This window comes from Pedobacter sp. G11, assembly GCF_003860265.1.
Lineage (GTDB): Bacteria > Bacteroidota > Bacteroidia > Sphingobacteriales > Sphingobacteriaceae > Pedobacter > Pedobacter agri.
Map to the genome: position 1 here is coordinate 4,857,555 of NZ_CP034190.1, position 24,650 is coordinate 4,882,204.

General features: G+C 37.0%; 22 protein-coding genes. 12 read left to right on the plus strand and 10 right to left on the minus strand.

All coding sequences use genetic code 11. The annotated features are described in order from the left end of the window. Window position 1: 1 nt before the first annotated feature. The 4 genes from EA772_RS20945 (at window position 2) to EA772_RS20960 (ending at window position 6,390) form a co-directional block, all read left to right on the plus strand. Entirely contained in the window at window positions 2–1,105 is a 1,104-nt protein-coding gene (locus tag EA772_RS20945; protein WP_010599139.1) for an LptF/LptG family permease, read from the plus strand. A 2-nt stretch (window positions 1,106–1,107) separates the two neighbouring features. Further along, window positions 1,108–1,986: a DMT family transporter gene (locus EA772_RS20950; protein ID WP_124914805.1), complete on the plus strand. Its 879-nt coding sequence runs from the start codon at window positions 1,108–1,110 to the stop codon at window positions 1,984–1,986. 1,317 nt (window positions 1,987–3,303) lie between these two features. Continuing rightward, entirely contained in the window at window positions 3,304–6,108 is a 2,805-nt protein-coding gene (locus EA772_RS20955; RefSeq protein ID WP_124914806.1) for a hypothetical protein, read from the plus strand. Between the two features lie 3 nt (window positions 6,109–6,111). After that, window positions 6,112–6,390, plus strand: a complete 279-nt coding sequence (locus EA772_RS20960; protein ID WP_010599142.1) for a lipopolysaccharide assembly protein LapA domain-containing protein — start codon at window positions 6,112–6,114, stop codon at window positions 6,388–6,390. A gap of 179 nt (window positions 6,391–6,569) precedes the next feature. Here EA772_RS20960 and EA772_RS20965 read toward each other — a convergent pair whose 3' ends face one another. The 7 genes from EA772_RS20965 to ispE form a co-directional block, all read right to left on the minus strand. Further along, window positions 6,570–6,866, minus strand: a complete 297-nt coding sequence (locus EA772_RS20965) for a hypothetical protein (protein WP_124914807.1) — start codon at window positions 6,864–6,866, stop codon at window positions 6,570–6,572. A gap of 77 nt (window positions 6,867–6,943) precedes the next feature. Continuing rightward, window positions 6,944–7,663 (minus strand): pirin family protein, encoded by a 720-nt coding sequence (locus EA772_RS20970; RefSeq protein ID WP_124914808.1) that lies wholly within the window; start codon window positions 7,661–7,663, stop codon window positions 6,944–6,946. A gap of 102 nt (window positions 7,664–7,765) precedes the next feature. Next, window positions 7,766–7,984, minus strand: a complete 219-nt coding sequence (locus EA772_RS22500; RefSeq protein WP_210405116.1) for a DNA alkylation repair protein — start codon at window positions 7,982–7,984, stop codon at window positions 7,766–7,768. After that, window positions 7,921–8,445, minus strand: coding sequence for a DNA alkylation repair protein (locus EA772_RS20975; protein WP_210405060.1), 525 nt, complete (start codon window positions 8,443–8,445; stop codon window positions 7,921–7,923). Before EA772_RS20975 ends, EA772_RS22500 begins: the two co-directional genes overlap by 64 nt. Window positions 8,446–8,695: 250 nt before the next feature. Next, complete coding sequence (locus EA772_RS20980) at window positions 8,696–9,862, minus strand: PLP-dependent aspartate aminotransferase family protein (protein ID WP_124914809.1); 1,167 nt, start codon at window positions 9,860–9,862, stop codon at window positions 8,696–8,698. Between the two features lie 80 nt (window positions 9,863–9,942). Then, on the minus strand, window positions 9,943–10,365 hold the full coding sequence (locus tag EA772_RS20985; protein WP_124914810.1) for an OsmC family protein: 423 nt from the start codon (window positions 10,363–10,365) through the stop codon (window positions 9,943–9,945). Window positions 10,366–10,444: 79 nt separating this feature from the next. Further along, window positions 10,445–11,248 carry a 4-(cytidine 5'-diphospho)-2-C-methyl-D-erythritol kinase gene (gene ispE, locus EA772_RS20990; RefSeq protein WP_124914811.1) on the minus strand — a complete coding sequence of 268 codons (804 nt, stop codon included), beginning with the start codon at window positions 11,246–11,248 and terminating at the stop codon, window positions 10,445–10,447. Between the two features lie 406 nt (window positions 11,249–11,654). Here ispE and EA772_RS20995 point away from each other — a divergent pair, with 406 nt between their 5' ends. The 5 genes from EA772_RS20995 to EA772_RS21015 all read left to right on the plus strand — a co-directional run bounded on the left by EA772_RS20995 (window position 11,655) and on the right by EA772_RS21015 (window position 19,150). Continuing rightward, complete coding sequence (locus EA772_RS20995; protein ID WP_124914812.1) at window positions 11,655–12,449, plus strand: thymidylate synthase; 795 nt, start codon at window positions 11,655–11,657, stop codon at window positions 12,447–12,449. A 212-nt stretch (window positions 12,450–12,661) separates the two neighbouring features. Beyond that, the gene (locus EA772_RS21000; protein ID WP_124914813.1) at window positions 12,662–13,171 is read left to right on the plus strand and encodes a dihydrofolate reductase; all 510 of its coding nucleotides are present in this window, start codon (window positions 12,662–12,664) and stop codon (window positions 13,169–13,171) included. A gap of 391 nt (window positions 13,172–13,562) precedes the next feature. Further along, a complete protein-coding gene (secDF, locus tag EA772_RS21005; RefSeq protein ID WP_124914814.1) occupies window positions 13,563–16,538 on the plus strand; it encodes a protein translocase subunit SecDF in 2,976 nt (991 codons plus the stop codon). A gap of 320 nt (window positions 16,539–16,858) precedes the next feature. Continuing rightward, a complete protein-coding gene (locus EA772_RS21010) occupies window positions 16,859–18,175 on the plus strand; it encodes an NAD(P)/FAD-dependent oxidoreductase (RefSeq protein ID WP_124914815.1) in 1,317 nt (438 codons plus the stop codon). Window positions 18,176–18,289: 114 nt separating this feature from the next. Beyond that, a complete protein-coding gene (locus EA772_RS21015) occupies window positions 18,290–19,150 on the plus strand; it encodes a hydroxymethylglutaryl-CoA lyase (protein WP_124914816.1) in 861 nt (286 codons plus the stop codon). A gap of 152 nt (window positions 19,151–19,302) precedes the next feature. Here the strand turns inward: EA772_RS21015 and EA772_RS21020 are convergent, their stop codons facing one another. From EA772_RS21020 to fbaA, 3 genes are all read right to left on the minus strand, one after another. Further along, window positions 19,303–19,725, minus strand: coding sequence for a GNAT family N-acetyltransferase (locus EA772_RS21020; RefSeq protein WP_116167537.1), 423 nt, complete (start codon window positions 19,723–19,725; stop codon window positions 19,303–19,305). Window positions 19,726–19,730: 5 nt separating this feature from the next. Continuing rightward, complete coding sequence (locus tag EA772_RS21025; RefSeq protein WP_124914817.1) at window positions 19,731–20,207, minus strand: low affinity iron permease family protein; 477 nt, start codon at window positions 20,205–20,207, stop codon at window positions 19,731–19,733. A gap of 144 nt (window positions 20,208–20,351) precedes the next feature. Further along, complete coding sequence (fbaA, locus tag EA772_RS21030) at window positions 20,352–21,431, minus strand: class II fructose-bisphosphate aldolase (RefSeq protein ID WP_010599157.1); 1,080 nt, start codon at window positions 21,429–21,431, stop codon at window positions 20,352–20,354. Window positions 21,432–21,777: 346 nt separating this feature from the next. On the opposite strand from fbaA, the gene accD reads away from it, so the two are divergent. The 3 genes from accD (at window position 21,778) to EA772_RS21045 (ending at window position 24,622) form a co-directional block, all read left to right on the plus strand. Then, window positions 21,778–22,623: an acetyl-CoA carboxylase, carboxyltransferase subunit beta gene (accD, locus tag EA772_RS21035; RefSeq protein ID WP_124914818.1), complete on the plus strand. Its 846-nt coding sequence runs from the start codon at window positions 21,778–21,780 to the stop codon at window positions 22,621–22,623. 219 nt (window positions 22,624–22,842) lie between these two features. Next, window positions 22,843–23,364, plus strand: a complete 522-nt coding sequence (locus EA772_RS21040) for an acyl-CoA thioesterase (protein WP_124914819.1) — start codon at window positions 22,843–22,845, stop codon at window positions 23,362–23,364. Between the two features lie 70 nt (window positions 23,365–23,434). Further along, window positions 23,435–24,622, plus strand: a complete 1,188-nt coding sequence (locus EA772_RS21045; protein WP_124914820.1) for a sodium:proton antiporter — start codon at window positions 23,435–23,437, stop codon at window positions 24,620–24,622. Window positions 24,623–24,650: the final 28 nt, after the last annotated feature.

Here is a 24,650-nt window from a genome sequence, read left to right on the forward strand (position 1 = left end):
AATGGGTTTCTTAAAGGGAAAAGTCAAAATCATCGATCAATATATTATTGGTAAATACCTGGGCACCTTTGTGTACACCCTGGCGATTTTCGTAATCATCATTGTGGTATTTGATCTATCGGAAAAGATGGATGATTTTATGAAAAGTGGACTTAGTTTCTGGGGCGTTTTAACCAAATATTACGCCGGCTCCATTCCCTTTTATGTGAATATGCTTTCGCCTTTAATCAACTTTATTGCGGTAATTTTCTTTACCGCAAAAATGGCCGATCAAACTGAAATCGTACCAATATTAAGTGGCGGCGTTAGTTTTAACCGCTTTCTCTTCCCATATTTTGTTTCAGCAACGGTAATTTTTTCTGCCAATTTAGTTTCTAACCTCTATATCCTACCATACACCAATACGCTTAAAAACAGCTTTGAAAACACATACGTGAAGCGTAATGACCCATCAACGAAGTCAAATATCCACATGAAACTGGATAACAAAACTTACATCTATATCGAAAGTTTTGATAACAAAACCAATTACGGTTACCGTTTCACACTTGATAATTTTAATGGCGATGTAATGGTAAAAAAGATTGTTGCAGACAACATTAAATGGGATTCGTTGAAGCGAAAATGGCAGCTAAGCAACTATTCCATCAGAAAAATTGACGGACTAAAAGAATCTATGATTTATGGAAGCGGTAAGGTTAAAGATACCATTTTAGACATGCGTCCGGATGATTTTTCAGCTTACGATAATGTGGTACAAAACCTTTCTACAAAAGAACTTTCGGAGAAAATTCAGAAAGAAAAGATACGTGGAACTGGGATAATGAACGATCTGGAGTTTGAAAAATTTAAGCGTTATTTACATCCGCTTTCTGCGTACATCTTAACACTTATCGGTGTGGCATTATCATCTAGAAAGGTTCGTGGTGGTGTAGGCGTTTCATTAGGTATCGGAATCTTTATCAGCTTTGCTTATATCGTATTTAATCAGTTTACACAGATGTTCTCCACGAAAGGTGGATTCCCACCATTTATTGCAGTACTTCTACCAACAATTGTATTTGGTACTTTGGGCATTTACCTGTTGAGAAAAGCGCCAAAGTAATAATGGATATCAATAAAAAAAATCTCCTTATCCTTCATTTAACCGTGCTCATCTGGGGCTTTACAGGAGTACTTGGAAAGGTGATTACAATCGATGCTGTACCTTTAGTTTGGTATCGGGTTTTAATTGCCACATCAACACTTTTTCTTTGGTTTTTAGTTACAAAAAAGAATATTAAAATAACCAAAAAGCAATTCTTTCAGTTCTTTTTAACAGGTGGAATTGTAGCCATTCACTGGATATTTTTCTTCCATGCCATCAAAGTTTCTACCGTTTCGGTGACGCTGGTTTGCCTGTCTTCTTTCACATTATTTACAGCAATTTTAGAACCGTTAATTAAAAAGCAGCCTATTCAAATGGGTGATATTTTAATAGGATTATTAATTATTTTGGGGATTTACATGATCTTCAAATTCGAAGGTCAGTATACATTGGGAATAATTTTCGGTCTCCTAGCCGCTGTAGCATCCAGTCTTTTTTCTACCATAAACTCAACGCTGGTTCAAAAAAGCGAACCATCAATTATCGGATTTTACGAATTAATTGGCGGACTATTCTGGATCACGTTGTATCGATTTTACGATGGGTCGCTAATTAATTTGCCGTTTAATCTGGATCTGAAAAACTGGTTCTATATAGGTATTTTAGGGACGCTTTGCACTTCTGTAGCCTACGTTGCTGGAGTATCTGTAATGCGAACTTTATCAGCTTTTCGCGTTGCTTTAGTCACCAATCTGGAACCCGTTTACGGCATCATATTAGCCTTCTTTTTCTTTAAAGATAAAGAGCAAATGACAGGCGGATTTTACATTGGTGCGCTCATCATTTTAGGTTCTATTTTTCTGTATCCGATCTATAAAAAAAGAAAGAATAAGCAGTAACGCTGCAGGGCACTTTAGGCAAAAAGCAGACCTAACAACACAACTAAAAAGAGATGGATTATCATGCCTATCATCTTGCCTTACACCTGACCTAATTTGACTTCTTTTTTCCATTAGTTTCATAGGATATTGAGCCATTTCAATACTTAATAATATACTGCAAAAAACAGATAAAATAGCTATAGATGTTCGAGTGATTACCATGAAATATTCACTCAAAAATTTATTGAAACTTCACACAAATCACGGAAAAATTAAGAAGACCTAAAAGCTCAAATCTTAATTTTTCAGCACCTGCATCTGCATATTTTTTTCGAGAATTTCTCTATGAGATGCAACAATACCTACCCAAAACTTACAATTTATAAGCATAATGAAAGCTTAAAGCTTCATTAATACAAATACGATAATATTCATGAATATCTCACGTATCATACTGACCATAAAGCAGTTAATAAAATTTAAATGTTTTTAACGTAAAAATTAGAAATCTGCCTTTCATGGTCGAATATGCGAAGGAAATGCCATTATGAGTAGCGAATTCGAATGAATTTGGGCATAAAAACGATACAAAAACATACGTTTAAGATTTATTTACTCGCCTAAATGCGAAGAATTTTTGATGATTTTGGTGATCTCGAACGTAGATTGTTGCGGCAAAACTCAGCTAATTTACGCAAAACTCGGAGCCCAAAATCCAGAAAACTTCCTTACAAACAGCAATCATTTATTGAAGAACTGTTATTCTTAACTTAAAAATAGTCTCTAAAAAAACTGACATTAAGTCACTATTAATCATTTTTAAACTGATTTCCGAAACAATTTATCCACTCAAATTTGATGACTTTCGGCGATTACCATAAGTCTTAAACACCGGGAATGAGCAGCGAATTAAATGAAAAAACCATCAAAATTTGATGCTAAATCCGCAAGCTACTGAAGACGAAATTTCCATGAAAAACAGAATATTAGTCCAAAAATTTCGCGTAAATAATGATCAAAATTCCGAAAAACGTCAACCTCATATGAGCGATTGAGTATACAAAAACACAAATATGCTCTAAAAAAATCCAAGGGAAATCGATTATTAAGTGTAAATTAAGCGCATAAAATAAGGTGAAATCAAATTACCTTATCTATCGATTTATTGAGTAAAATAAGTGATAAAAACCATATTACAATTTAAATAATATCGATTTATATAAAATTCACATTTTTTTAAATATCAGCACTTTATGGATTTTACATAAATTAAAAAACAACTTACTAAGTAGATAAAAAATTTAATAAAACTAAATATTTTAGCATTCGATACAGATGAATCCAGAAGAATCAAATAAATTATTAATTATCAAATACTTATGCTCAATAACATTAAGTTTTATTTCACTATCGGTTTTTGGTCAGATTTTCAGCAGCGCACAGAACCCACTTAGTGTAAAATGGAACTATATTCACTCAGGTGGCTTCAAAATCATTTACCCGCAGGAATTGGAAAAAGAGGCACAACGCATGGCCAATACTTTACCATTTATCTATCCAAAAATCGGACTAGGTTTAAGACAACAAAACACCTCTATTCCTCTCCTACTTCAGAACCGCGGAACCATTGCAAATGGCTTCGTTCAGCTTGGTCCGAGGAAGTCGGAATTCTATACTACACCACCTCAATATTTTGATAGCCAAGACTGGTTAAATAACCTTGCTGGTCATGAACTTCGACACATCGCACAGTTTGACAAATTGACAGGAGGAAGAAAACATCCATTTCCCGAGTTGGTTTACTTCGCATATTTTGGTGCAGGTTTACCAACCTGGTTTTTCGAGGGAGATGCAGTCGTGAATGAAACCGCTTTGACCGAGTCAGGTCGTGGCCGCCAGCCAAGTTGGATCATGCCTTTTCGAGCGTCTCTTTTGGAAGAGAAAAAATTCTCATACAGCAAGGCTTATTTCGGTTCAAATAAAGACGTCACTCCAGGCTACTATCAAACCGGATATTTAATGGTTGCCGACATGAAAGAAAAATATGGGCAGTTCATTTCCGACAGTTTGCTTGGCGACATCAGAAGAAGACCTCTGAGGCTTTATCCATTCTCACAAAGCCTGAAAAAAATCACCGGAAAAAACACGAAAAAATATTTCCTTTCTACACAGGAAAAACTAGTACAAAAGTGGAAAGAGCAAAGCGAAAAAATTCAGGCAGAAAACTATGAACGTTTGAATCAAAAAACATCATTAGCAACCAATTATTTTCTTCCTGTTCGTTTAAACAAAAATCAAATTTTAGCACTCAAAGAAAGTAAGCAGGACGCTCGATTTTTCACCATCATCAATGATGACCAAACGGAGGAAAAATTATTTGGAATTGGCTATCAGGAAAACCCTTGGTTTAGTTATAAAAATGGCACCATTGTTTGGGATGAAATCCGCTATGACCCAAGATACAAACAACAAAGTTATAGCGTGATTTGTTCTTATAATTTGAAGACCAGAAAATTTAAAAAATTAAGTAGCAGAAGCCGGCTCTTCTCTCCTACCCTTTCAGAGGATGGCGAAAAAATTATTGCAGTAAAAGTTGAACTTAGCAATCAATTTAATTTGGTAGAAATCGACGCTTCATCGGGCAAAATCTTAAAAGTCTATCCTAACCCTGAGAATGAAATTTTGCAGACACCAGACTTTGATAGAAGTGGAAATAAGATTGCGTACATCAGCGTTAGCGAAAAAGGAAAAAGTTTATGGTTAATAAACGGTGAGAGAAAAACCCTGCTTATTTCAAACAGCAGGCAACAGCTCAGTCGACCAGTTTTCATCCAGGATAAAATTGTTTTCAATGCACACTTTAACGGCATCGATAATATCTACAGCATTGACACCCTTTCCAAAAAAATCAGTGCATTAACTGATTCGAAATATGGCGCCTTCAATCCAACAGAAACTGAAGATGACAAAATCATTTTCAACGATTATAAAATCAACGGTTATGAAATTGCTGAGAAAACATTTACTGAAAAACCGGTAGGCGAAAATACTTTCGTTGATTTTTCTTCAGCAGCAGAAAAGCAAGAGAATGTAGGCAATGTATTTGAAAATATTCCTGATAGCACCTACCAATCAAAACGCTTTCGCCAGGGCTTAAATTTGTTCAGTTTTCACAGCGTCATTCCTGTGATCGATAACGAATATGTTTTTGGATTGGAGCTACAGTCTAACAATTTACTAAATACCATGGATTTTTATACCGGTATGAAATATCACCGGGATTTAAAGCGTTTTGAATATACAGCAGACGTGAGTTATAAAGCACTTTATCCTATATTTAGTGTGCTGTATCGCAACCGACCGAAACGAACGTTCTACCGAGCTAAAAACGCGATTCAGCAGGGCGATTGGAGAGAGAATTATTTCAAGCTCAATGCGTCGGTTCCCTTGTCGTTTAATGCCAGGAATCAAAATTATTCTTTTACACTTAACGCCGCTACCAGTTTTACCCAAAGGTACATGCCCGAGAATATGCCTATCAATTTTATCCGCGAGCTGAAATTCCCATTAGAATATAATTTCACTTTTAATCATAGTGTAAGGACAACCGAAAGAGACATTGCGCCAAAATGGGCTCAGGTTTTTAGAGCAACTTACAACCATCAACCTTTCGATAAAAACCTGGGCGGCGAAATTATGGCTCTGGAAAGTTTCTTTTATTTTCCAGGCTTTGCGAAAAACCATTCCTTTTTGGCAAGTTTCAATTATCAGAAAGCAAGTGGCGTAAATCAATATGCTACAGAAATTGCGACGGTTTACGGCTACAATAACATCCTCGCGAAAAGCAAACTTCAAAACAGTATGCTATTCAACTATCGTTTCCCTTTTGTCTTTCCAGATTGGGAATTGAGTTCATTGGCTTATGTGCGTAATTTCAGGGCGGGCTTATTTTGCCACTATGAAAACATTGGCGTAGGTACCAATTTTGGCGAACCTAAAACTTATGGTATAGAATTGAATAGTAGTTTAAACATTTTGAGGTATCAGCCTGTTGTTGATGTAGGAGCAAGATTGGTTTTTGTTAATAAGATTTACAATCAAAATCCGATATTAGAGTTTTCATTTAATTATAGCTTTTAACCCATGAGCGGAAAAACCATCTTCATCATCATCCTAACTGCATTGTTAACCATTTTTTTGATGGTGAACACCGAGCCTGTCGATTTCGATTTCCTCGTATCAACCGTAGCGGTATCTAAACTTCTGGTTATTGGTATTTGCATTATCATCGGTTTTGTTATCGGTTTCATTGTTGGCCGACCAAGAAAAACAGTAACTAGCTACGATGCCGAAATTGAAAGAAACCAACCGGTTTCGACAAAAAAAGAACTGAGTGATGAGGATAGGGATTATATCAGCTAAATCTACAGCTGTTTATGGAAAGCGAAACATCGGCCTCGATGATTGTCAGTCGGGCTTTCCGCTAAATCTTTTTTTATGATTGTTACAGCGAGCCCGTAGATGTGCAACAAAAAAAGGATATCGCTGCAATCCCGTTTAGGAGGCTAGAATATTGCTACTATTAAAAGCATTAATAGCATTTAGCTTAATGCAGTCATAATCTCTCCATAAAGCAGACCACTTCCACCACCGTAATGCTGAATAATTTTAACTCCAGGTTTTAGCGCATTTATATTCGCTCTAAGCGCTTTTTCGCATTCTAAATCAATACCGTTACCCAAAAGCACTAAATCAACGTCCTGCGCTTCTAAAATCGATATCGCTTCTTCATCGGTACATACGCAAATACCTTTCCATTCCGGGCGGGCATTCAATAAGCGGTTCATCACAATCGTGATTTGTGTATCTCTGCCAATGTAAAGTATGGTAGTTTGCATATTTTTTGGGTTAAATATTAAAAGTTGCGAGCTTAAGCTGTGTGACTTATAACCCGCAACCTTTAAAGTAACTAAATTTAAAATTCCATTGGAACATCCATCAACAACACTTCTGCATTTGCAGCATTTGCTTTAAAGCTGATGCGATCAGTATCCCAAATACCTAAACCATCTCTTTTACTTAAAGTTTGTCCGTTTATGGTAACTTCTCCGCTGATGACGAAAGCGTAAACACCGTTTCCCTCTTTTTTAATTTTGTATTCTGTTTCAAAACCTTCATCAAATTTACCAAGTGAAAACCATGCATCCTGATGAATCCATACACCAGCATCATCCTGGTTTGGCGATAAAATCTGTTGGAAATTATTACGACGAGATTCAACATCTAGAGTTAGCTGGTCGTAACGCGGCGTAACATTTTTCTTGTTTGGAAATAACCAAATTTGCAATAAACTTAATTTTTCATCAGACAAGGCATTAAACTCACTATGGCTAACGCCTGTTCCTGCGCTCATCACCTGAATTTCTCCACTTTTAATTACAGCCGAATTACCCATGCTATCTTTGTGCGCAATGGCTCCAGCCAATGGAATCGTAATGATTTCCATATTATCGTGCGGATGTGTTCCAAAACCCATTCCACCATCAATCAAGTCATCATTTAAAACCCGCAAAACTCCAAAGTGCATTCTTTCAGGATTGTAATAATTAGCAAAGCTGAAGGAGTGGTGAGCATTTAACCATCCATGATTTGCATGGCCTCTGGTGTTTTCTTTGTGCAAAATAAACTGTGACATAAATTTCCTTTCTTGTTTATGATACAAATTTACTTCAGGTTTTAAACCTGTGCATTGATGTAGGGTAAGAAAGTTTTCAGTCTGCAGCGAAAAGCGGAGTACTTAACGACTGAGCTTCGATAAAACTACATTCCCGTTGAGTTCTCTTAATGCATCTAAGGCCACCCAATTTGCTTTTTTGTTCTGCTGAGCAAGAATATTTTCTGCAGTTTTGACTGCATGTGGATGAAGTACAGCATTTCTTTTCCCAATTTGCCTTAAGGCCCAGTTAATTGCTTTTTTAACAAAATTTCTATGATCATAAGCTTCCCGCTCAATGATTGGTAAAAATTGGTGAAAGGTTTCATCAGGCTCTTTTTAAGATGGACTGCAGCACAAGCCATCAGTACAAAAGCGGTTCTTTTTACAAACTCTGCTTCAGCGTTTGCAAACTCTAAAACTTTCGATTTAAAATAAGGCGTTTTAACAAAAAGATTGGCACAAGCCTGGTCACAGATGTCCCACGAGTTAAAATCTTTTGTCCACGAATCTATTTGCGACTCTGTGACAAGTTTATAATCGCCTATGAAGCATGCTAAAAGTCGGGCTTCATGGAAACCAGTTTCCCAAAGTTGCAGGGATAAGTTTTGATTCTTGCCGATAGTTTTAGCCAGTTTTCGAATATTTGGCACCCGAATGCCGAAAGCTTTTGTAATATCAATCCCGAAATGCGCCATCTTCTCCAAATATTCAGGTTCGCTAATGGCTCTTAGTTCGGAAAGGATGAAGTCGATGTCGTTCATGTTCGAATGTAAGTTTTCAGCAGCAAAATAAATTAAATAAACCCGATTGTAGTGGAAAGCTTTTTATTAATGACTTAAAATATGCTGGCATATTGATGAATGAATATTTGCAACCGATGAAACAGATGCTTCGTTTCTCCGCATGACAGGAATTAATAAAAAGCTTGAAACAAAAAGCGGGGCTATCGTAACCGACGCCCCGCTGAAATTGATTTTCTAAAAATTGTAATTCGTAAAGTTAAAAACTTAATTACGAAAGCGCTTGCTCGATATCAGCTAAAATATCATTAATATGCTCTAAACCGATAGACAAACGAATAGAACCCTGCTCAATGCCAACGATATTGCGTTCGGCTTCGGTTAATTTGCTGTGTGTACTTGTTGCCGGATGTGTGGCTATTGAACGTGTATCGGCCAGGTTTGCCGATATAGAGAACATTTTTAACCCATCCATAAACTTGCGGGCTCCCTCAACCCCACCTTCAATAACGATGGTAACAATGCCGCCACCTTGTTTCATTTGCTTTTTGGCAATTTCATATTGTGGGTGAGATGGCAAGAATGGATATTTTACGAGTTTAATTTTTGGGTGTTTTTCTAAATATTCGGCAACCTTTAAAGCATTTTCGCAATGGCGGTCCATGCGAACGGCTAAAGTTTCTAAACTTTTAGATAAAATCCAGGCGTTAAATGGTGATAAAGATGGTCCGCTGTGACGGGCAAAATTCATGACTTCTGTAATCAAATCTTTTGAACCCAAAATTACCCCACCCAAAACACGACCTTGCCCATCGATGTACTTTGTTGCAGAGTGAATGGAAATATGAGCACCTAAGGCAAGTGGTTGCTGTAGATATGGTGTAGCGAAACAGTTATCAACTACCAAAAGCTGATGATGTTTTTTGGCTAAATCACCCAGAAATGCAAGGTCAATAATGTCAATACCAGGATTTGACGGCGTCTCCACAAAAATCATTTTGGTGTTTGGCTTAATCAAACCTTCCCAATCTTCAGGTTTATCCAAATCAGCATAATCGAAAGTTACGCCCCATTTAGAAAAAACATTTGTTAATAATTGGTGTGTAGAACCAAAAACCGAACGACTTGAAATGATATGGTCGCCGTTTTTTAAAAATGCACCAAAGGTTGTGAATATAGCAGCCATTCCAGTCGCAGTAGCAAAACCATCTTCTGCACCTTCCAGTAAACACATTTTTTCAATAAACTCAGAGGTGTTTGGATTTGCGTATCGGCTGTATACATTTCCTTCTTTTTCGTTGGCAAAAAGCGCCCGCATCTCTTCCGCATCATCAAATTTGTAGCTTGATGTTAAATAAATAGGTGCTGAGTGTTCTTTATGCAGACTACGTTCTACCTGGGTGCGTATCGCTATGGTTTCAAAATTTTCGGATTTCATTTCTTACTATCAAGATTTTAGTATGAAGTATCAATAATTGGTGCTAAGTGCTAAGAACTAGTCTTGCTACTCGATACTTGCTAATTACTATTATTTATTTTATATGTAAAGTTAATTTTTGCTGAGCGGCCTAAAATATTCGATACCGAGCAGTATTTATCAAAGGTCATGGCTAAAGCACGTTCTACTTTTGATGGATTCAAATCGCCAGATAAATCAAAGTGAATATCAATTACGTCGAAAATCGGAGGCATTTCTTCGTCTTTTCTGGTCGCATTAATCGAAATTTTAATATCGTCAAGCGGTTCCTTTTGTTTCGTTAACACGTTTACCATATCAATTCCACTGCAACCACCAAGACCAACCAAAAGCATTTCCATGGGTCTGAAACCTTTTCCCTCGCCACCAATAGCAGCTTTTGCATCTAACTCAACCGTAAAACCGCTCTCGTTTTCTGCCTCGAAATTAAATTTTCCGCTTTTGCGGATGAGATTTATATTCATGTTGTTAGTATCGAGTATTTAGTATCAAGCATCAAGACATATTTACGTTAGTCTTTCAGCTTTAACCTTTCAGCTCTTTTTAAATATTATAATAAACTAAATTGTCTTTTTCCAGTTCGGGCAGTTTAACAGGTTCGTTAAAAATTGCAAAAACCGATGAACCGCTACCACTCATTAAAGCGAATGTTGCGCCTGCATCGTATAAACTGGTTTTTATTTGATGAATTTGGGGATATTTTGCGAATACCGATGGCTCGAAATCGTTGATAACCTTATTTTTCCATGTTGTTGGCGACAAATGTATGATTTCTTTTAAGGATTGCAAAGGCTTTTGAGGTTTTACCAATGCGTAAGCATCAGCTGTGCTCACATGTATGGGCGGTTTTACCAAAACTTTAAACCAGCCTGACAAATCAACCTCACATTTTTCGAATTCATCACCTTTATTAAAAGCATAAACAGGCTTGTTTTCAATGAAGAAAGCACAGTCTGCCCCAAGCTTACGGGCATAATTTTCCATTTGTGTGATTGATAAACCTAAATTGAATTTATCGTTCAGAAGTTTAATCAGAAAAGCGCAATCTGCCGAACCTCCACCTAAACCTGCCCCTACCGGAATATTTTTTAACAGATTAATTTGTTGTGCCGGGATATCGTAATCTTGTTTTATTAGATTGTAAGCTTTAATACACAAATTATCGTTTGCATCTCCCGGAATATCAATACCGTGGATTTTGCAAGATGTTTCATCAGCATCAATAATTTCAACCGAATCTTTAATATTAATTGGATAGAAAACAGTTTCGAGGTTATGATACCCATCGCTGCGTTTCTCTGTAATATTTAAGCCCAGGTTTATTTTTGCGTTTGGAAAGGATAACATGCTGATACGATTTTTGATTTACGATTTACGATTTCCGTCAAAGCTAAAATCGATACGCACACAAACATACAAAAGTGTTTTAAGTGTTTGATGTTTCTGCATCATTTCTCAACCCAAATTTGAAGCGCAAAACCTTCAAACTTATTTAAGTTTCATCCTGTGTTTCGCTTTTACGCTTCGCTTCGTCATTCTTCCTCGCTGCAGGGTAATCGCTGCACCCAGGGCTATGATGCAAATTGGTACAACTATTTAGGTTTCAAAAAACCGTTAAGCCTAAAATCATTTCAATGTTAGTAAATGGCAAGTGTGCATAAAAAGCCGCATCAACAAATCATAAATTTTAGATATTTGTATTTAATTATTTACTTAGATTTTGGAAGTCACGATTATTCGGGATTAGGGATATATGAAACAATACTTAGATTTAATGCAACACGTGCTGGATAACGGCGCTCAAAAACACGACCGTACAGGAACCGGAACCATTAGCGTTTTCGGCTATCAAATGCGTTTTAATTTGCAAGAGGGCTTTCCGATGGTTACCACTAAAAAACTGCATTTAAAATCTATCATACATGAATTAATCTGGTTTCTAACTGGCGACACTAATATTAAATATTTAAAAGATAATGGTGTAAGGATTTGGGATGAATGGGCAGATGAGGATGGAAACCTTGGCCCAGTTTATGGCTCACAGTGGAGAAGCTGGCCTACACCAGATGGTCAACATATCGACCAGATTACCAATATTATCAATACCATTAAAAACAATCCAGATTCGCGTAGAATAATCGTTTCTGCCTGGAATGTTGCTGAAATAGAAAATATGGCTTTACCGCCATGCCATGCGTTCTTTCAGTTTTACGTTGCTGATGGGAAATTGAGCTGCCAATTATACCAACGCAGTGCCGATATTTTCTTAGGTGTTCCGTTTAACATTGCATCTTATGCGTTATTAACGATGATGGTTGCACAGGTTTGTGGTTTAGAAGCTGGTGATTTTATTCACACTTTAGGCGATGCCCATTTATATAACAACCATATTGAGCAAGCCCACTTACAGTTAAGCCGCGAGCCAAAACCACTGCCAACTATGAAAATCAATCCGGAAGTAAAAAGCATTTTTGATTTTAAATTTGAGGATTTCACTCTGGAGAATTACGAGGCCTATCCACATATTAAAGGAGTGGTAGCGGTTTAACCCCCCAACCCCCAAAGGGGGAGTTAAGAGCAAAATGGAAATTACGGGGTTAGAAATCAAATTGCCTTACTCCGAATCGCATGCCACCCCGTTCCTCCTCACAATGACGCCTCTATTGTCGTCATTGTGAGGAGGAACGACGACGCGATCTATTCCGCTAGTATACCTGCAATCTTAACAAAGCGCCATCCCCAACTTAGATTAATGAACCAATGACTAATAAACCCAAAACCCCTTCGCTATCTATTGCCGTAGCCGTTGGTGAAAACTTTGCCATTGGCAAAAACAATCAACTTTTATGGCACATGCCTGCTGATTTAAAGTTTTTTAAACAAACTACTTCAGGTCATACCATTATTATGGGTCGAAAAACATTTGACTCTGTTGGCAGACCTTTGCCAAACCGTAGAAACATTGTGATTACCAGAGATTCATCTTTAAAAATTGATGGCGTTGAGGTAGTAAATAGCTTGGATGAGGCTTTAGAAACTACCAAGACTGAAGAAAAACCAGTTTTCATTGTGGGTGGAGCCGAGATTTATCGCCAGGCTTTACCAAAAACAGAAACACTTTATTTAACTACCATTCATCAAACTTTCGATGCGGATACTTTCTTCCCTGAGATTGATCGCAGCGAATGGGAGGTTGTGAGTGCTGAACCTCACAAAGCGGATGAAAAGAATAAGTACGATTATACTTTTGAGGTGTTAAAACGAAAGTAATCAGAAAAAGCCATCATTGCGAGGCACGAAGTAATCACGAGCGCATTGGGCTAGTAGCCAAAATTTCAATTCTATAGCTGCCAACTAAACCCGATAAAGTGGAAATACTTTTTTGTTAAGTTATTTGACAGGCTTGTACTGACAATAACAAAAAAGATTGGAACTATAGCGGGACCGAACCAAAGCAAAATGATACTGCAATTGCTTTCCAAATAAACCGACGCATAATTTATCTGTAAAACTTGTTCGATGTAAAGAATCTGTAGTGATAATTCTCTGTCGAAAATTAATCTTAATAAATTATCAATTAAGGGGTTCTATAATTTAAAAATTTAATTAGATTTGCCGACTTGTTAAAAAACAGCGAAAGACAAATTATTTTAAACAAACAATGCAAGGAAAAGGTTTTATTAAGTTTATAGCGATAGTATTGGCTATCGTTTGTGCGTATGCACTTTCTTTCACTTTGGTAGCATCCAAGGTGGAAAAAGACGCAAAAAACTATGCGAAAGGTGATGCAGCCAAAGAAAAGGCTTATTTAGATTCGATGAGTACCGAAAAAGTATATCCAATTGTTGGATTTACTTATGGTGAGGTTAAATCGAAAGAGATCAATTTAGGTTTAGACTTAAAAGGCGGTATGAACGTAACGATGGAGATATCGTTAGCTGAATTGGTTAAATCATTAGCGGGCAACCCTACTGATGCAAACTTTAACAAAGCAGTTCAAAATGCACAAATCCAGTTAAACGCTGGTGGTAAAGATTACATCAAAATTTTTGTTGATGAATTTGAAAAATTAAGTCCAGGTGTAAAACTTGCTGATTATTTTTCGAATCAAGATAATGCATCGCAATTAAAACCGAGCGCAAGCAATGGCGAAGTTGAATCTTTCTTAGAGAAAGAAGCAACAAGCGCTATCGATCGTTCATTTACTGTTTTACGTTCTCGTATTGATGGTTTCGGCGTTGTGAGTCCGAACATGCAAAAGCAAGAAGGCAGTAACCGCATCTTAATCGAGATGCCGGGTGTACAAGATAAAGAGCGTATTGCGAAACTTTTACAAGGTTCTGCCGAATTACAATTCTGGCAAGTTTACCAGGTTCAGGAAGTTGCACCTTTGTTAGAAAACATCAATAAAACTTTAGCATCAACCTTAAAAACTGAGGCACCTGCTACAACTACTGATACTGCTGCGAAGGCTGGAAGTAAATTAGCTGGCTTAGAAAACGCAGCTAAAGATTCTACTGATAAAGGCAAACTTGCTGGCTTAGCTAAAAAAGATTCTACAGCGGTAAGAGCTGAATTGGCAAAATCTAATCCATTATATGCAGTTTTAAGTCTTCCAATCTACCAGGGAGAAAACGGACAACAACAATTAATGCCAGGTGCGGTTGTTGGTATGTCGTTACAAAAAGATACTGCTAAAGTTAATTCATACTTAAAACTTCCTGAAGTTGCGACTGCGATTCCATCTACGATGAAATTTATGTGGAGCGTTAAACCTAGAGAAGGTTCTAAAGTTTTCGAATTGTATGCAATTAAAGTAACAAGCGCTGATGGCAAGCCAGATTTAGGTGGTGATGCAATTAGCGATTCACGTGCTGATTTCGATCAAAAAGGCAAACCAGAAGTAACCATGTACATGACCAGCGAAGGTGCTGCGAAATGGAAAAAAATTACTGCTGAAGCTGCTGCTGATCCAAACAATAAAAAGTCTATTGCGATTGTGTTAGATAACATGGTTTATTCTGCTCCTACGGTTCAGAATGAAATTGGTGGTGGTGTTTCATCAATCACTGGTAACTTTACACAAGCCGATACTAAAGATTTATCAAACATTTTAAAAGCGGGTAAATTGCCTGCTCCAGCTCGTATTGCTGGTAGCTACGTAGTTGGACCAACTTTAGGTGCACAAGCTATTCACGATGGTTTAATTTCATTTGTGATTGCATTTATCGTGATCTTAATCTTCATGGCGTTGTATTATCACCGTGCAGGTTGGGTGGCTAACTTCGCGTTATTGGTTAACTTATTCTTCATCATTGGTATTTTGGTATCATTAGGTGCGGTTTTAACTTTACCTGGTATTGCTGGTATCGTACTAACCATTGGTTTATCAGTTGATGCGAACATCCTGATTTTTGAACGTGTGCGTGAGGAACTTGCTTTAGGTAAAAACATTCCTACTGCAATTAAAGAAGGTTTCAAACATGCAATGCCATCTATTTTGGATGCTAACATTACAGTATTCATTTTAGGGGCTATCCTTTATGCTTTCGGTAGCGGACCAGTTCAAGGTTTCGCCACTACTTTGTGTATTGGTATCCTTTCTTCATTGTTTGCAGCTGTATTAATTTCGAGAGTAGTTTTCGAAGCGATGTTAGATCGTAAAATGGAAATCAGTTTCGATAACAACTTTACACGTAATGCCTTCAAAAATTTAGCGTTCAACTTTGTTGGTCGTCGTAAAATTTATTACATCATTTCTACTGTGATTATCCTTGCGGGTATTGGAATGTACTTTAAAAATGGCGGTTTAAACCTTGGTGTTGACTTTAAAGGAGGTAGAACTTACTTGGTTCATTTCGACAAAGCGGTTAACACTGAAGATGTAAAAACAAAATTAACTCCAGTTTTTGGCGGTGAAACACCTGAGGTTAAAACTGCAGGAGAAGCAAGCAATGTTAAAATCACTACAACTTTCCATATCGAAGATCAGGACATCAAAACAGATAAACTAGTAGAGGATGCTTTGAAAAAAGGTTTAACTGGCGATAACTATAAAATTGAGAGCTCGCAAAAAGTAACCCCAATTATTGCCAGCGATATTGTTAATGGTGCATTCTACGCAGTATTGATTTCATGTATATTCATGTTTATCTACATTGTTGTACGATTCAAAAAATGGCAATATGGTTTAGGTGCTGTATTGGCACTTGCGCATGATGTTTTAATGGTATTATCATTCTATACTATTTTAGATGGTCTTATGCCATTCTCTTTAGAAATTGGTCAGGATTTCATCGCAGCGATTTTAACGGTAATGGGTTACACCATGACAGAAACCGTTGTTGTATTCGACCGTATCCGTGAGCGTTTGAAAGAAGCTGGTAAAGAAGATTTACATGGCGAAGAGCGCAACCAATTAATCAACTTCGCATTAAACAGTACGTTAAGTCGTACCATTTTAACTTCATTAACGGTATTCTTCGTGTTATTGGTAATCTTCATCTTCGGTGGAGACAGTATCCGCGGATTTATCTTCGCACTATTGATTGGTCGTATTATTGGTACGTACTCATCATTATGCATCTCTACTCCTATCGTAATTGATTTGGGTAGTTCAGAAGAAAAGAAAAAGTAAGCGTCAAAGTCTTAATACATGGAACGCCCCGATTTTATCGGGGCGTTTTTTGTTTAAATAAAAGGGTTAACTTACATTTCATTTTTTGTTGAAAATCAGTTTCGGTATTTCATAGGAAACAGTAGCCCTGCTGTACACTTTATTCCGCTACGCTTCATGTTCGTTTCCATCAGGTTTATCTCACTCAATGTATTGCTCAAACCGAAGAAACCCCGCCACGTCATGCTAAAGTTATCTTATTTTCAATAATCATTGAAAATTGGATTCTTAAACCTTTTGGCTATCTTTTTGTTAGGTTTGCAAACAAAAAAGCAGATAAAATGGATTTACAACTTCCAAAAAGTGAATACCCAAGAGTAGTAATTGTTGGTGGTGGGTTTGGTGGAATTGAGTTAGCAAAAAGATTAAAGAACAAACCCTTTCAGGTAGTGATGTTGGATAAACATAATTACCACACTTTTCAACCATTACTTTATCAGGTAGCCACTGGAGGTTTGGAAGCAGAATCAATAGCTTTCCCGCTTCGAAAAATATTCAAAGGACAAAAAAACTTCATTTTTAGGGTTACGAAGGTTACAGGAATAAATGCCGCTGAAAACTGCTTACAAACCGATATCGGAAACGTTAAATATAATTACCTGGTTATGGCCACAGGTTCTACGAGCAACTTTTTCGGGAACAAAGAAATCGAAGATAATTCTATGCCAATGAAATCAATTCCGGAGGCTTTAGATTTAAGAAGTTTGATATTGCAGAATTTCGAAAAATCACTCATTGAGGTTAACCCTGAAAGAAAGAGTGCGTTATTAAATTTTGTTGTGGTTGGTGGTGGTCCTACTGGTGTAGAAACTGCAGGAGCAATTTCAGAATTGAAAAAACATGTTATTCCAAATGACTATCCAGAGATGGATTTAAGTAAGGTAAATATCTATTTGGTAGAAAACTCTCCGGAACTATTAGGACAAATGTCGCAGCAGGCACAGGAAAAGGCAAAAGAATTTTTGCTTAAGATGGGTGTGAAAGTAATGAACGAAACCCGCGTATTAGGTTACGATGGGCACACATTAACACTTCAAGATAAGCCTCCTATTTTAAGCTCAACGGTAATCTGGAGCGCCGGTGTAAAAGGTCAGGTGATCCCAGGTTTAGACAAAGCAGAGGTTGTTAGAGGAGGAAGATTAAAAACGGACACCCAGAATTTAATAGTGGGTTATCCGAACATTTACGCCATTGGCGATGTTGCAGCCATTATTGATGAAGAAACGCCAAATGGCCATCCCGGGGTAGCTCCAGCGGCAATTCAACAGGGACATCACCTGGCAAAAAACTTAGTAAATATTGTCGAAAGTAAACCGCTTGAAAAATTCAAATATTTCGATAAAGGCTCGATGGCTACAGTAGGTAGAAACAAAGCTGTTGTAGATCTCGGCAAAATCCGCTTCCAGGGAGTTTTTGCCTGGTTTACGTGGATGTTTGTGCATTTAATGACCTTAGTAGGCTTCAGAAATAAAATCATTGTGTTCGTGAACTGGTTATGGAGTTATTTTAGTTACGATAGAGGAACAAGATTAATTATCAGGACCTTTGCTAAAGATAGAAGTGTTGATTACAGGGAGGAAGTAAAAGAACTTCATTAGCCTATAAACGATGGACAATCGACTACAGACTAAATTGCAATACTACATTAATGTTGCTTCTAACCTCTTTTCTTTGCAAAAAACATTGCGCAATTTGCAGTTAAACCAGATCATATGAGCCGAGATAAATTCAAATTAGTAGAGTGCCCTCGCGATGCCATGCAGGGGTTACATGATTTTGTCCCTACCGAACTTAAATCAGAATATTTAAATTTATTGCTTCAGGTTGGTTTCGATACGCTGGATTTCGGGAGTTTTGTATCTCCGAAAGCCATTCCACAAATGGCAGATACTGAAAAAGTTTTGGCCAGTTTAGATCTAAGCAAGACTTCGACAAAGTTACTGGCTATTGTAGCCAATTTAAGAGGTGTAGAACAAGCTGTTTACCATAAAGAGATTAGTTACCTAGGATTTCCCTTTTCGATCTCAGAAACGTTTCAACAGCGAAATACCAATTCAAGTATTGAGCAATCACTTATTACTGTTGAAGAAATGCTCGACCTTTGTGCCAAAAATAACAAAAAGGCTGTAGTGTATTTATCAATGGGTTTTGGTAACCCGTACGGAGATGAATGGAATTATGAAATTGTAGAAAAATGGGCAGCTATATTGGTAAGCAAAGGCGTTGAGATTCTTTCTTTGGCAGATACTGTTGGCATATCTACGCCAGCGAAAATAAAAGCAATTTTGCCTCCATTGATATCAAAATTTAATCACACGGAAATTGGCGTTCATTTACACTCTACTCCTACCGAAAGATTTGAAAAAATTGAAGCCGCATACGATTCTGGTGTAAAGCGAATAGATTCAGCTTTGAAAGGATTTGGGGGTTGCCCAATGGCTGCTGATGATTTAACAGGAAACATCGCAACAGAAGATGTCATCAGTTATTTAAATTCAAAAGGTGAAGAACTGAATCTTAATATGGATAAGTGGAATGAAGCGATGCGTTTATCAGGAAAGATATTTGGGTAAACTATAATTTTTTACCTAAGTCGTCATTGCGAGGCACGAATCAGTCCTACTACTTTGGGTGCGAAGGTTTACATAACTATTTACTTTAAAATGTCTAGTTTATAGCGAATGCATTAAGATTGCTTCGTACCTCGCAATGACAACAGCATTAACTAAACCTTTTTTACCATTTTAAAATGTTGGATTCCGGCTTCTTCGAATTGATCTCCTTCTGAAACAAAACCAAACTTAGCATATAAACTCACTGCATCAAGCTGAGAATTAAGGTAAATATAATGTGCATCTTCAGGTAAGTCAGAAAGTGCTTCGGCAATTAATGCTCTGCCAACACCCTGCCCTCTAAAGTCTTTCAATACCGCAAAACGTTCCAGCTTGTAACCTTTATCCGTTTTACGCCATCGGCAAGCACCACAAGGTTGTCCGTTTTGAGTAGCCAGGAAATGAGTGGAAACATCTTCATTTTCCCACTCCAGTTCAGGCGGGCAGTTCTGCTCATCTACAAATACAATTTTACGTATAGCAAATACTTTGTCTAAATCTTCGGGATGGATAACTTTTTGAACCTGTAAACTCATTACTTTTACTTTTTAAAATGTTTATTCGTTTTTAATTTTGATTCGTTTAATTCTTTCGCCACGTCTATGGAGTGTGAGCAATGAATATCGGCCTCTTTTTTGGCAAGTGTGGCAATCGTAACATAAAATTTATGCAATTGATCCAATTCACTTTCACTTAGATCCTCAATGTCAACCATTCGATTACTCGCTCCTTGTTGAGCCGCTATAAGTTCATTTAATTTTAACTGGATTGCCTTTCCGTCTTTATTTTGTGCTTTCTGAATTAGAAATACCATTAGAAAGGTAATAATCGTTGTGCCTGTGTTAATGACCAGTTGCCAGGTTTCTGAATAATGAAAAACCGGACCAGTTACCGCCCAGATAACTACAATAGCTGTAGCCGCAATAAACGCAACTGAACTGCCTGTAAACTTTGTTGCAGCATTGGCGAATTTCTCAAAAAAATTATTTTTCTTGATATGGTTTTTCGATTTTGTCATCACAATATTTGATTAAATATAATGATAAACAAACAAAAGCGCCATCGGTTTTTTACCAATGGCGCTTTTGTTTTTCAATTGAAAAGTTTAAAAGTTAGCGAGTTGCAACATTACAAACTCCCAACAATTTATCCTTCCAATTCCTTATAATTTATCGTTTGCGTTGATGCAGTTTAAATCTTCAAATGCAAGTGTTAAACGTTTAACAAATGCTTCTTCAGCTTTACGCAACCAAACACGTGGATCGTAATATTTTTTATTTGGTTTATCATCACCATCAGGGTTACCAATTTGACCTTGAAGATAAGCCTCATTCTTTTTATAATATTCTAAAATTCCTTCCCAAAATGCCCACTGCATATCGGTATCGATGTTCATTTTGATCGCACCATAAGAAATTGCTTCTCTGATTTCTTCCTGAGAAGAACCTGAACCACCGTGGAAAACAAAATTGATAGGCTTCTCGGCAGTTAAGCTGAATTTTTCTTTGATAAAATCCTGAGAATTTTTCAAAATAACAGGCTGTAATTTCACGTTACCTGGTTTGTATACACCGTGTACATTACCAAATGCCGCGGCAACTGTAAAACGTGGAGAAACTTTGCTCAATTCTTCGTAAGCATAAGCAACTTCACTTGGTTGCGTATATAATTTTGAACTGTCTACATCGCTGTTATCAACACCATCTTCCTCACCACCCGTAACACCAAGTTCAATTTCGATAGTCATGTTCATCTTCGCCATGCGCTCGAAATACTTTGCAGAAATTTCCATGTTTTCTTCGATCGGCTCTTCCGATAAATCAAGCATGTGTGAAGAAAATAACGGTTTTCCTGTTTCAGCGAAGAATTTTTCACCATGATCTAAAAGGCCATCAATCCAAGGCAACAATTTTTTAGCGGCGTGGTCAGTATGTAAAACCACGGCAACACCATAATGTTCTGCCAATAAATGTACATGTTTAGCTGCCGATACAGCACCTAAAATACATGCCTGTAATTTCTCATTATCTAAAGATTTACCTGCGTAAAATTGCGCACCACCATTTGATAATTGAATCATAACAGGCGAATTTACTGCCTTAGCAGTTTCCAATACCGCGTTAACCGTATTTGTACCGGTTACGTTTACTGCTGGTAAAGCAAACTGATGTTTTTTAGCCTGCTCAAACAATTCTTGAACGGCATCTCCGTAAATTACGCCTTTGTAGCCTTTTAAACTCATCTCTTGTTAATTTTATTAAGTCCGAAGTTAAAAAAAAAATTAACATTACAAGCTTTTGTAACAACAGAATTATTTGCCTTACAACCAAATAAGGGCTATTTAGTGTAAATAGCACATTATCCTTAGTGTAAAAAACACACACTTCTGGAAATAAACAAATCTCAACAATCAATTTCAAACCGTACAAAGCACCAAGCCCATCTGCTAACTGAAATTTGAGTATTACTTATAATAGTTTGATCATTGATGATTTGATAACTGGTCATTCTTTGTATTTGATCATTGGTAATTCTTTATCTTAATTATATTTTTCGTTTCTTTGCAATCCAATTCTTTAAAAAATTATATGGCTTGGTTTAAGAGAGAAAATAAAGGTATCATTACCACCACCGAAGAGAAGAAAGAAGCACCCGATGGTGTGTGGAATAAGTGTCCAAATTGTAAAAAACCGCTTCATCAGGCAGAACTTCAGGAGAACAAATATGTTTGCCATTACTGCAACTATCACCTGAGAGTAGGTTCTAAAGAATATTTTGAAGTTTTATTTGACAACAACGACTTTAAAGAACTTTTCGCTAACCTTACGTCAGGCGATCCATTAAATTTTAACGATAATAAACCTTACACTGATAGAATTATTGAAAGCCAGGCCAAAACTGGCTTAAAGGATGCAATCAGATCGGGTGTAGGTAAAATTGAGGGGCAGGATATTGTAATCGCCTGTATGGATTTTGCATTTATCGGGGGCTCAATGGGTTCGGTAGTAGGAGAAAAAATTGCCCGCTCAATCGATTACAGCATTAAACATAAAATTCCATTCCTGATGATTTCAAAATCAGGTGGTGCCCGTATGATGGAAGCTGCATTCTCATTAATGCAAATGGCTAAAACATCGGCAAAACTTGCATTATTGAGTCAGGCTAAAATTCCTTATATTTCTTTATTAACAGATCCTACAACTGGTGGTGTTACTGCTTCTTATGCTATGCTTGGCGATATCAACATTGCAGAACCAGGCGCATTAATTGGTTTTGCAGGACCAAGGGTTATTAAAGAAACCATTAAAAAAGATTTACCGAAAGGTTTCCAAACTTCTGAATTTGTATTGGAACACGGCTTCCTTGATTTTATTGTAGATAGAAGAGCGATGAAAGCTAAATTAGGCGCTTTTATTAAAATGATGAATAACTAGATTGTTCGGGTAGCTCATCAGTCATTGGTTCATTTGAACAGTAGATTGATAGCACTTGAGGTATAATATAAAAAGCTAGGCTTAAATAATTTTGGTTATTTTAAGTCCAGCTTTTTTGTTTAGAGATTAGAAGTAAACTTCATTTCAACAGGAAAGCCACTCCCATTCACTAATAGATTGGAACTTTAAGTTACATTTTACTTACTTTTGCGCTCGAATATGAGTCTGAAAAAGAAATTTGCCAAAGAGAGTTTTACCATTATGAATGAATTGGTATTGCCTAACGATACCAATACACTGAATAATCTGATGGGTGGCCGGTTACTCCACTGGATGGATATCGCCGCAGCCATTTCAGCTCAAAAACATTGTAACCGCATTGTAGTTACCGCTTCAGTAGATAATGTTTCTTTTAAACATCCCATAAAACTTGGCGATGTAATTACCATTGAGGCTAAAGTAACCAGGGCTTTCAATACATCAGTCGAAGTTCGTTTAGATGTTTGGGCTGAAAATATTCCGAGTGGTGCCCGCCAGAAAAGTAACGAAGCTTACTACACTTTTGTTGCATTTGATCAAAGTGCCAGAACGATACCTGTTCCTGAATTAGTGCCTGAAACACCTGAAGAAATCGATCTGTTTGACGGTGCTTTAAGACGCAGACAATTGCGACTGGTTTTGGGCGGCAAAATGCACCCGGATGATGCCAGTGAATTGAAAGCGCTCTTCTTTAAAGCATAATTTTTACAAAAAACTTCTTGGTGCTTAAAAGGTTTATTTTATTTTAGCAATTCATCATTCGCTCGAAATTATGACTACATACACCATTCTGATTATTTTAAGCGGATTAGTAATTTTCTCTTATCTGTTTGATTTAGTGGCGAGTAAAACTAAAATACCCTCTGTTTTACTATTGCTATTGCTGGGTATTGGCCTGAGGTTTTTGGTAGGATACCTGAATATCCACACCTTCAATTTTCTCTCTATTTTACCTACACTTGGCACCGTAGGATTGATTCTGATTGTATTTGAAGGATCGCTGGAACTAAAATATGACCAGAATAAAAATAAAATTATTAAGAGTGCATTTTTCTCAGCACTTACGATTCTGTTGGGCACAGCAACATTGATAACGGTTATTATCTACCAGATTTCTCATAAAGATTTATATACCTGCATTGCCAATGCGATCCCTTTTAGCGTAATTAGTTCGGCCATCGCTATTCCCTCTGCAGCGGCATTGAGTGGAAAAGATAAGGAGTTTGTCGTTTATGAATCTTCCTTTTCCGACATCCTGGGGATCATTATTTTTAACTTTGCCATAACCAATCATTCCATTACAACCTCGGCCTTTATTGGTCTTGGATTAAGCACCTTTTTAATTATTTTATTGTCAGCAATAGCCTGTGTAGTGTTACTCTATATTATGGGTAGATTGGTGCATCATATTAAATTCTTCCTGATCATATCGATCTTAATATTGGTTTACGCGATCGGACAATCCTATCACTTATCGTCGCTTGTTTTAATATTGAGCACAGGTTTGTTTTTAAATAATGCTGATGCCATACAGAATTTATGGTTTAGAAGTATATTTTTATACAAAAATTTATCTGCTGATTTATCTCAACTCTACCAGTTATCTGCCGAGAGTGCGTTTATTTTACGCACATTCTTCTTTGTTATTTTTGGTTTTACCATGAATGTTCAGGAGTTAAATGATCTACCTATCATAGGAAATGGTTTATTCATTTTAGCTTCAATTTATGTGATCAGAATATTTTTTCTCAAAATTTTTAAGAAAGATTCAATTGCGCCCATCCTGTATATTGCTCCGAGGGGATTGATTAGCATACTGTTGTACTTTAACTTGCCAGCTTCCTTAAAAATACCTCAGGTAGGCACCTCTTTTTTGTTTCTGGTAGTACTGGGATCAAGCCTGGTAATGACCTTAGGCATTGCCTTTAGTAAGCGGAAAGTGGAAGAAACTACGTTATAAAAACCACAAGCAATTTCATAGGTGTGAA

Coding starts and splice junctions, on each gene's coding strand:
- EA772_RS20945 (WP_010599139.1), top strand. CDS start 2: ATGGGTTTCTTAAAGGGAAAAGTCAAAATCATCGATCAATATATTATT.
- EA772_RS20950 (WP_124914805.1), top strand. CDS start 1,108: ATGGATATCAATAAAAAAAATCTCCTTATCCTTCATTTAACCGTGCTC.
- EA772_RS20955 (WP_124914806.1), top strand. CDS start 3,304: ATGAATCCAGAAGAATCAAATAAATTATTAATTATCAAATACTTATGC.
- EA772_RS20960 (WP_010599142.1), top strand. CDS start 6,112: ATGAGCGGAAAAACCATCTTCATCATCATCCTAACTGCATTGTTAACC.
- EA772_RS20965 (WP_124914807.1), bottom strand. CDS start 6,866: ATGCAAACTACCATACTTTACATTGGCAGAGATACACAAATCACGATT.
- EA772_RS20970 (WP_124914808.1), bottom strand. CDS start 7,663: ATGTCACAGTTTATTTTGCACAAAGAAAACACCAGAGGCCATGCAAAT.
- EA772_RS20975 (WP_210405060.1), bottom strand. CDS start 8,445: ATGAACGACATCGACTTCATCCTTTCCGAACTAAGAGCCATTAGCGAA.
- EA772_RS20980 (WP_124914809.1), bottom strand. CDS start 9,862: ATGAAATCCGAAAATTTTGAAACCATAGCGATACGCACCCAGGTAGAA.
- EA772_RS20985 (WP_124914810.1), bottom strand. CDS start 10,365: ATGAATATAAATCTCATCCGCAAAAGCGGAAAATTTAATTTCGAGGCA.
- ispE (WP_124914811.1), bottom strand. CDS start 11,248: ATGTTATCCTTTCCAAACGCAAAAATAAACCTGGGCTTAAATATTACA.
- EA772_RS20995 (WP_124914812.1), top strand. CDS start 11,655: ATGAAACAATACTTAGATTTAATGCAACACGTGCTGGATAACGGCGCT.
- EA772_RS21000 (WP_124914813.1), top strand. CDS start 12,662: ATGACTAATAAACCCAAAACCCCTTCGCTATCTATTGCCGTAGCCGTT.
- secDF (WP_124914814.1), top strand. CDS start 13,563: ATGCAAGGAAAAGGTTTTATTAAGTTTATAGCGATAGTATTGGCTATC.
- EA772_RS21010 (WP_124914815.1), top strand. CDS start 16,859: ATGGATTTACAACTTCCAAAAAGTGAATACCCAAGAGTAGTAATTGTT.
- EA772_RS21015 (WP_124914816.1), top strand. CDS start 18,290: ATGAGCCGAGATAAATTCAAATTAGTAGAGTGCCCTCGCGATGCCATG.
- EA772_RS21020 (WP_116167537.1), bottom strand. CDS start 19,725: ATGAGTTTACAGGTTCAAAAAGTTATCCATCCCGAAGATTTAGACAAA.
- EA772_RS21025 (WP_124914817.1), bottom strand. CDS start 20,207: ATGACAAAATCGAAAAACCATATCAAGAAAAATAATTTTTTTGAGAAA.
- fbaA (WP_010599157.1), bottom strand. CDS start 21,431: ATGAGTTTAAAAGGCTACAAAGGCGTAATTTACGGAGATGCCGTTCAA.
- accD (WP_124914818.1), top strand. CDS start 21,778: ATGGCTTGGTTTAAGAGAGAAAATAAAGGTATCATTACCACCACCGAA.
- EA772_RS21040 (WP_124914819.1), top strand. CDS start 22,843: ATGAGTCTGAAAAAGAAATTTGCCAAAGAGAGTTTTACCATTATGAAT.
- EA772_RS21045 (WP_124914820.1), top strand. CDS start 23,435: ATGACTACATACACCATTCTGATTATTTTAAGCGGATTAGTAATTTTC.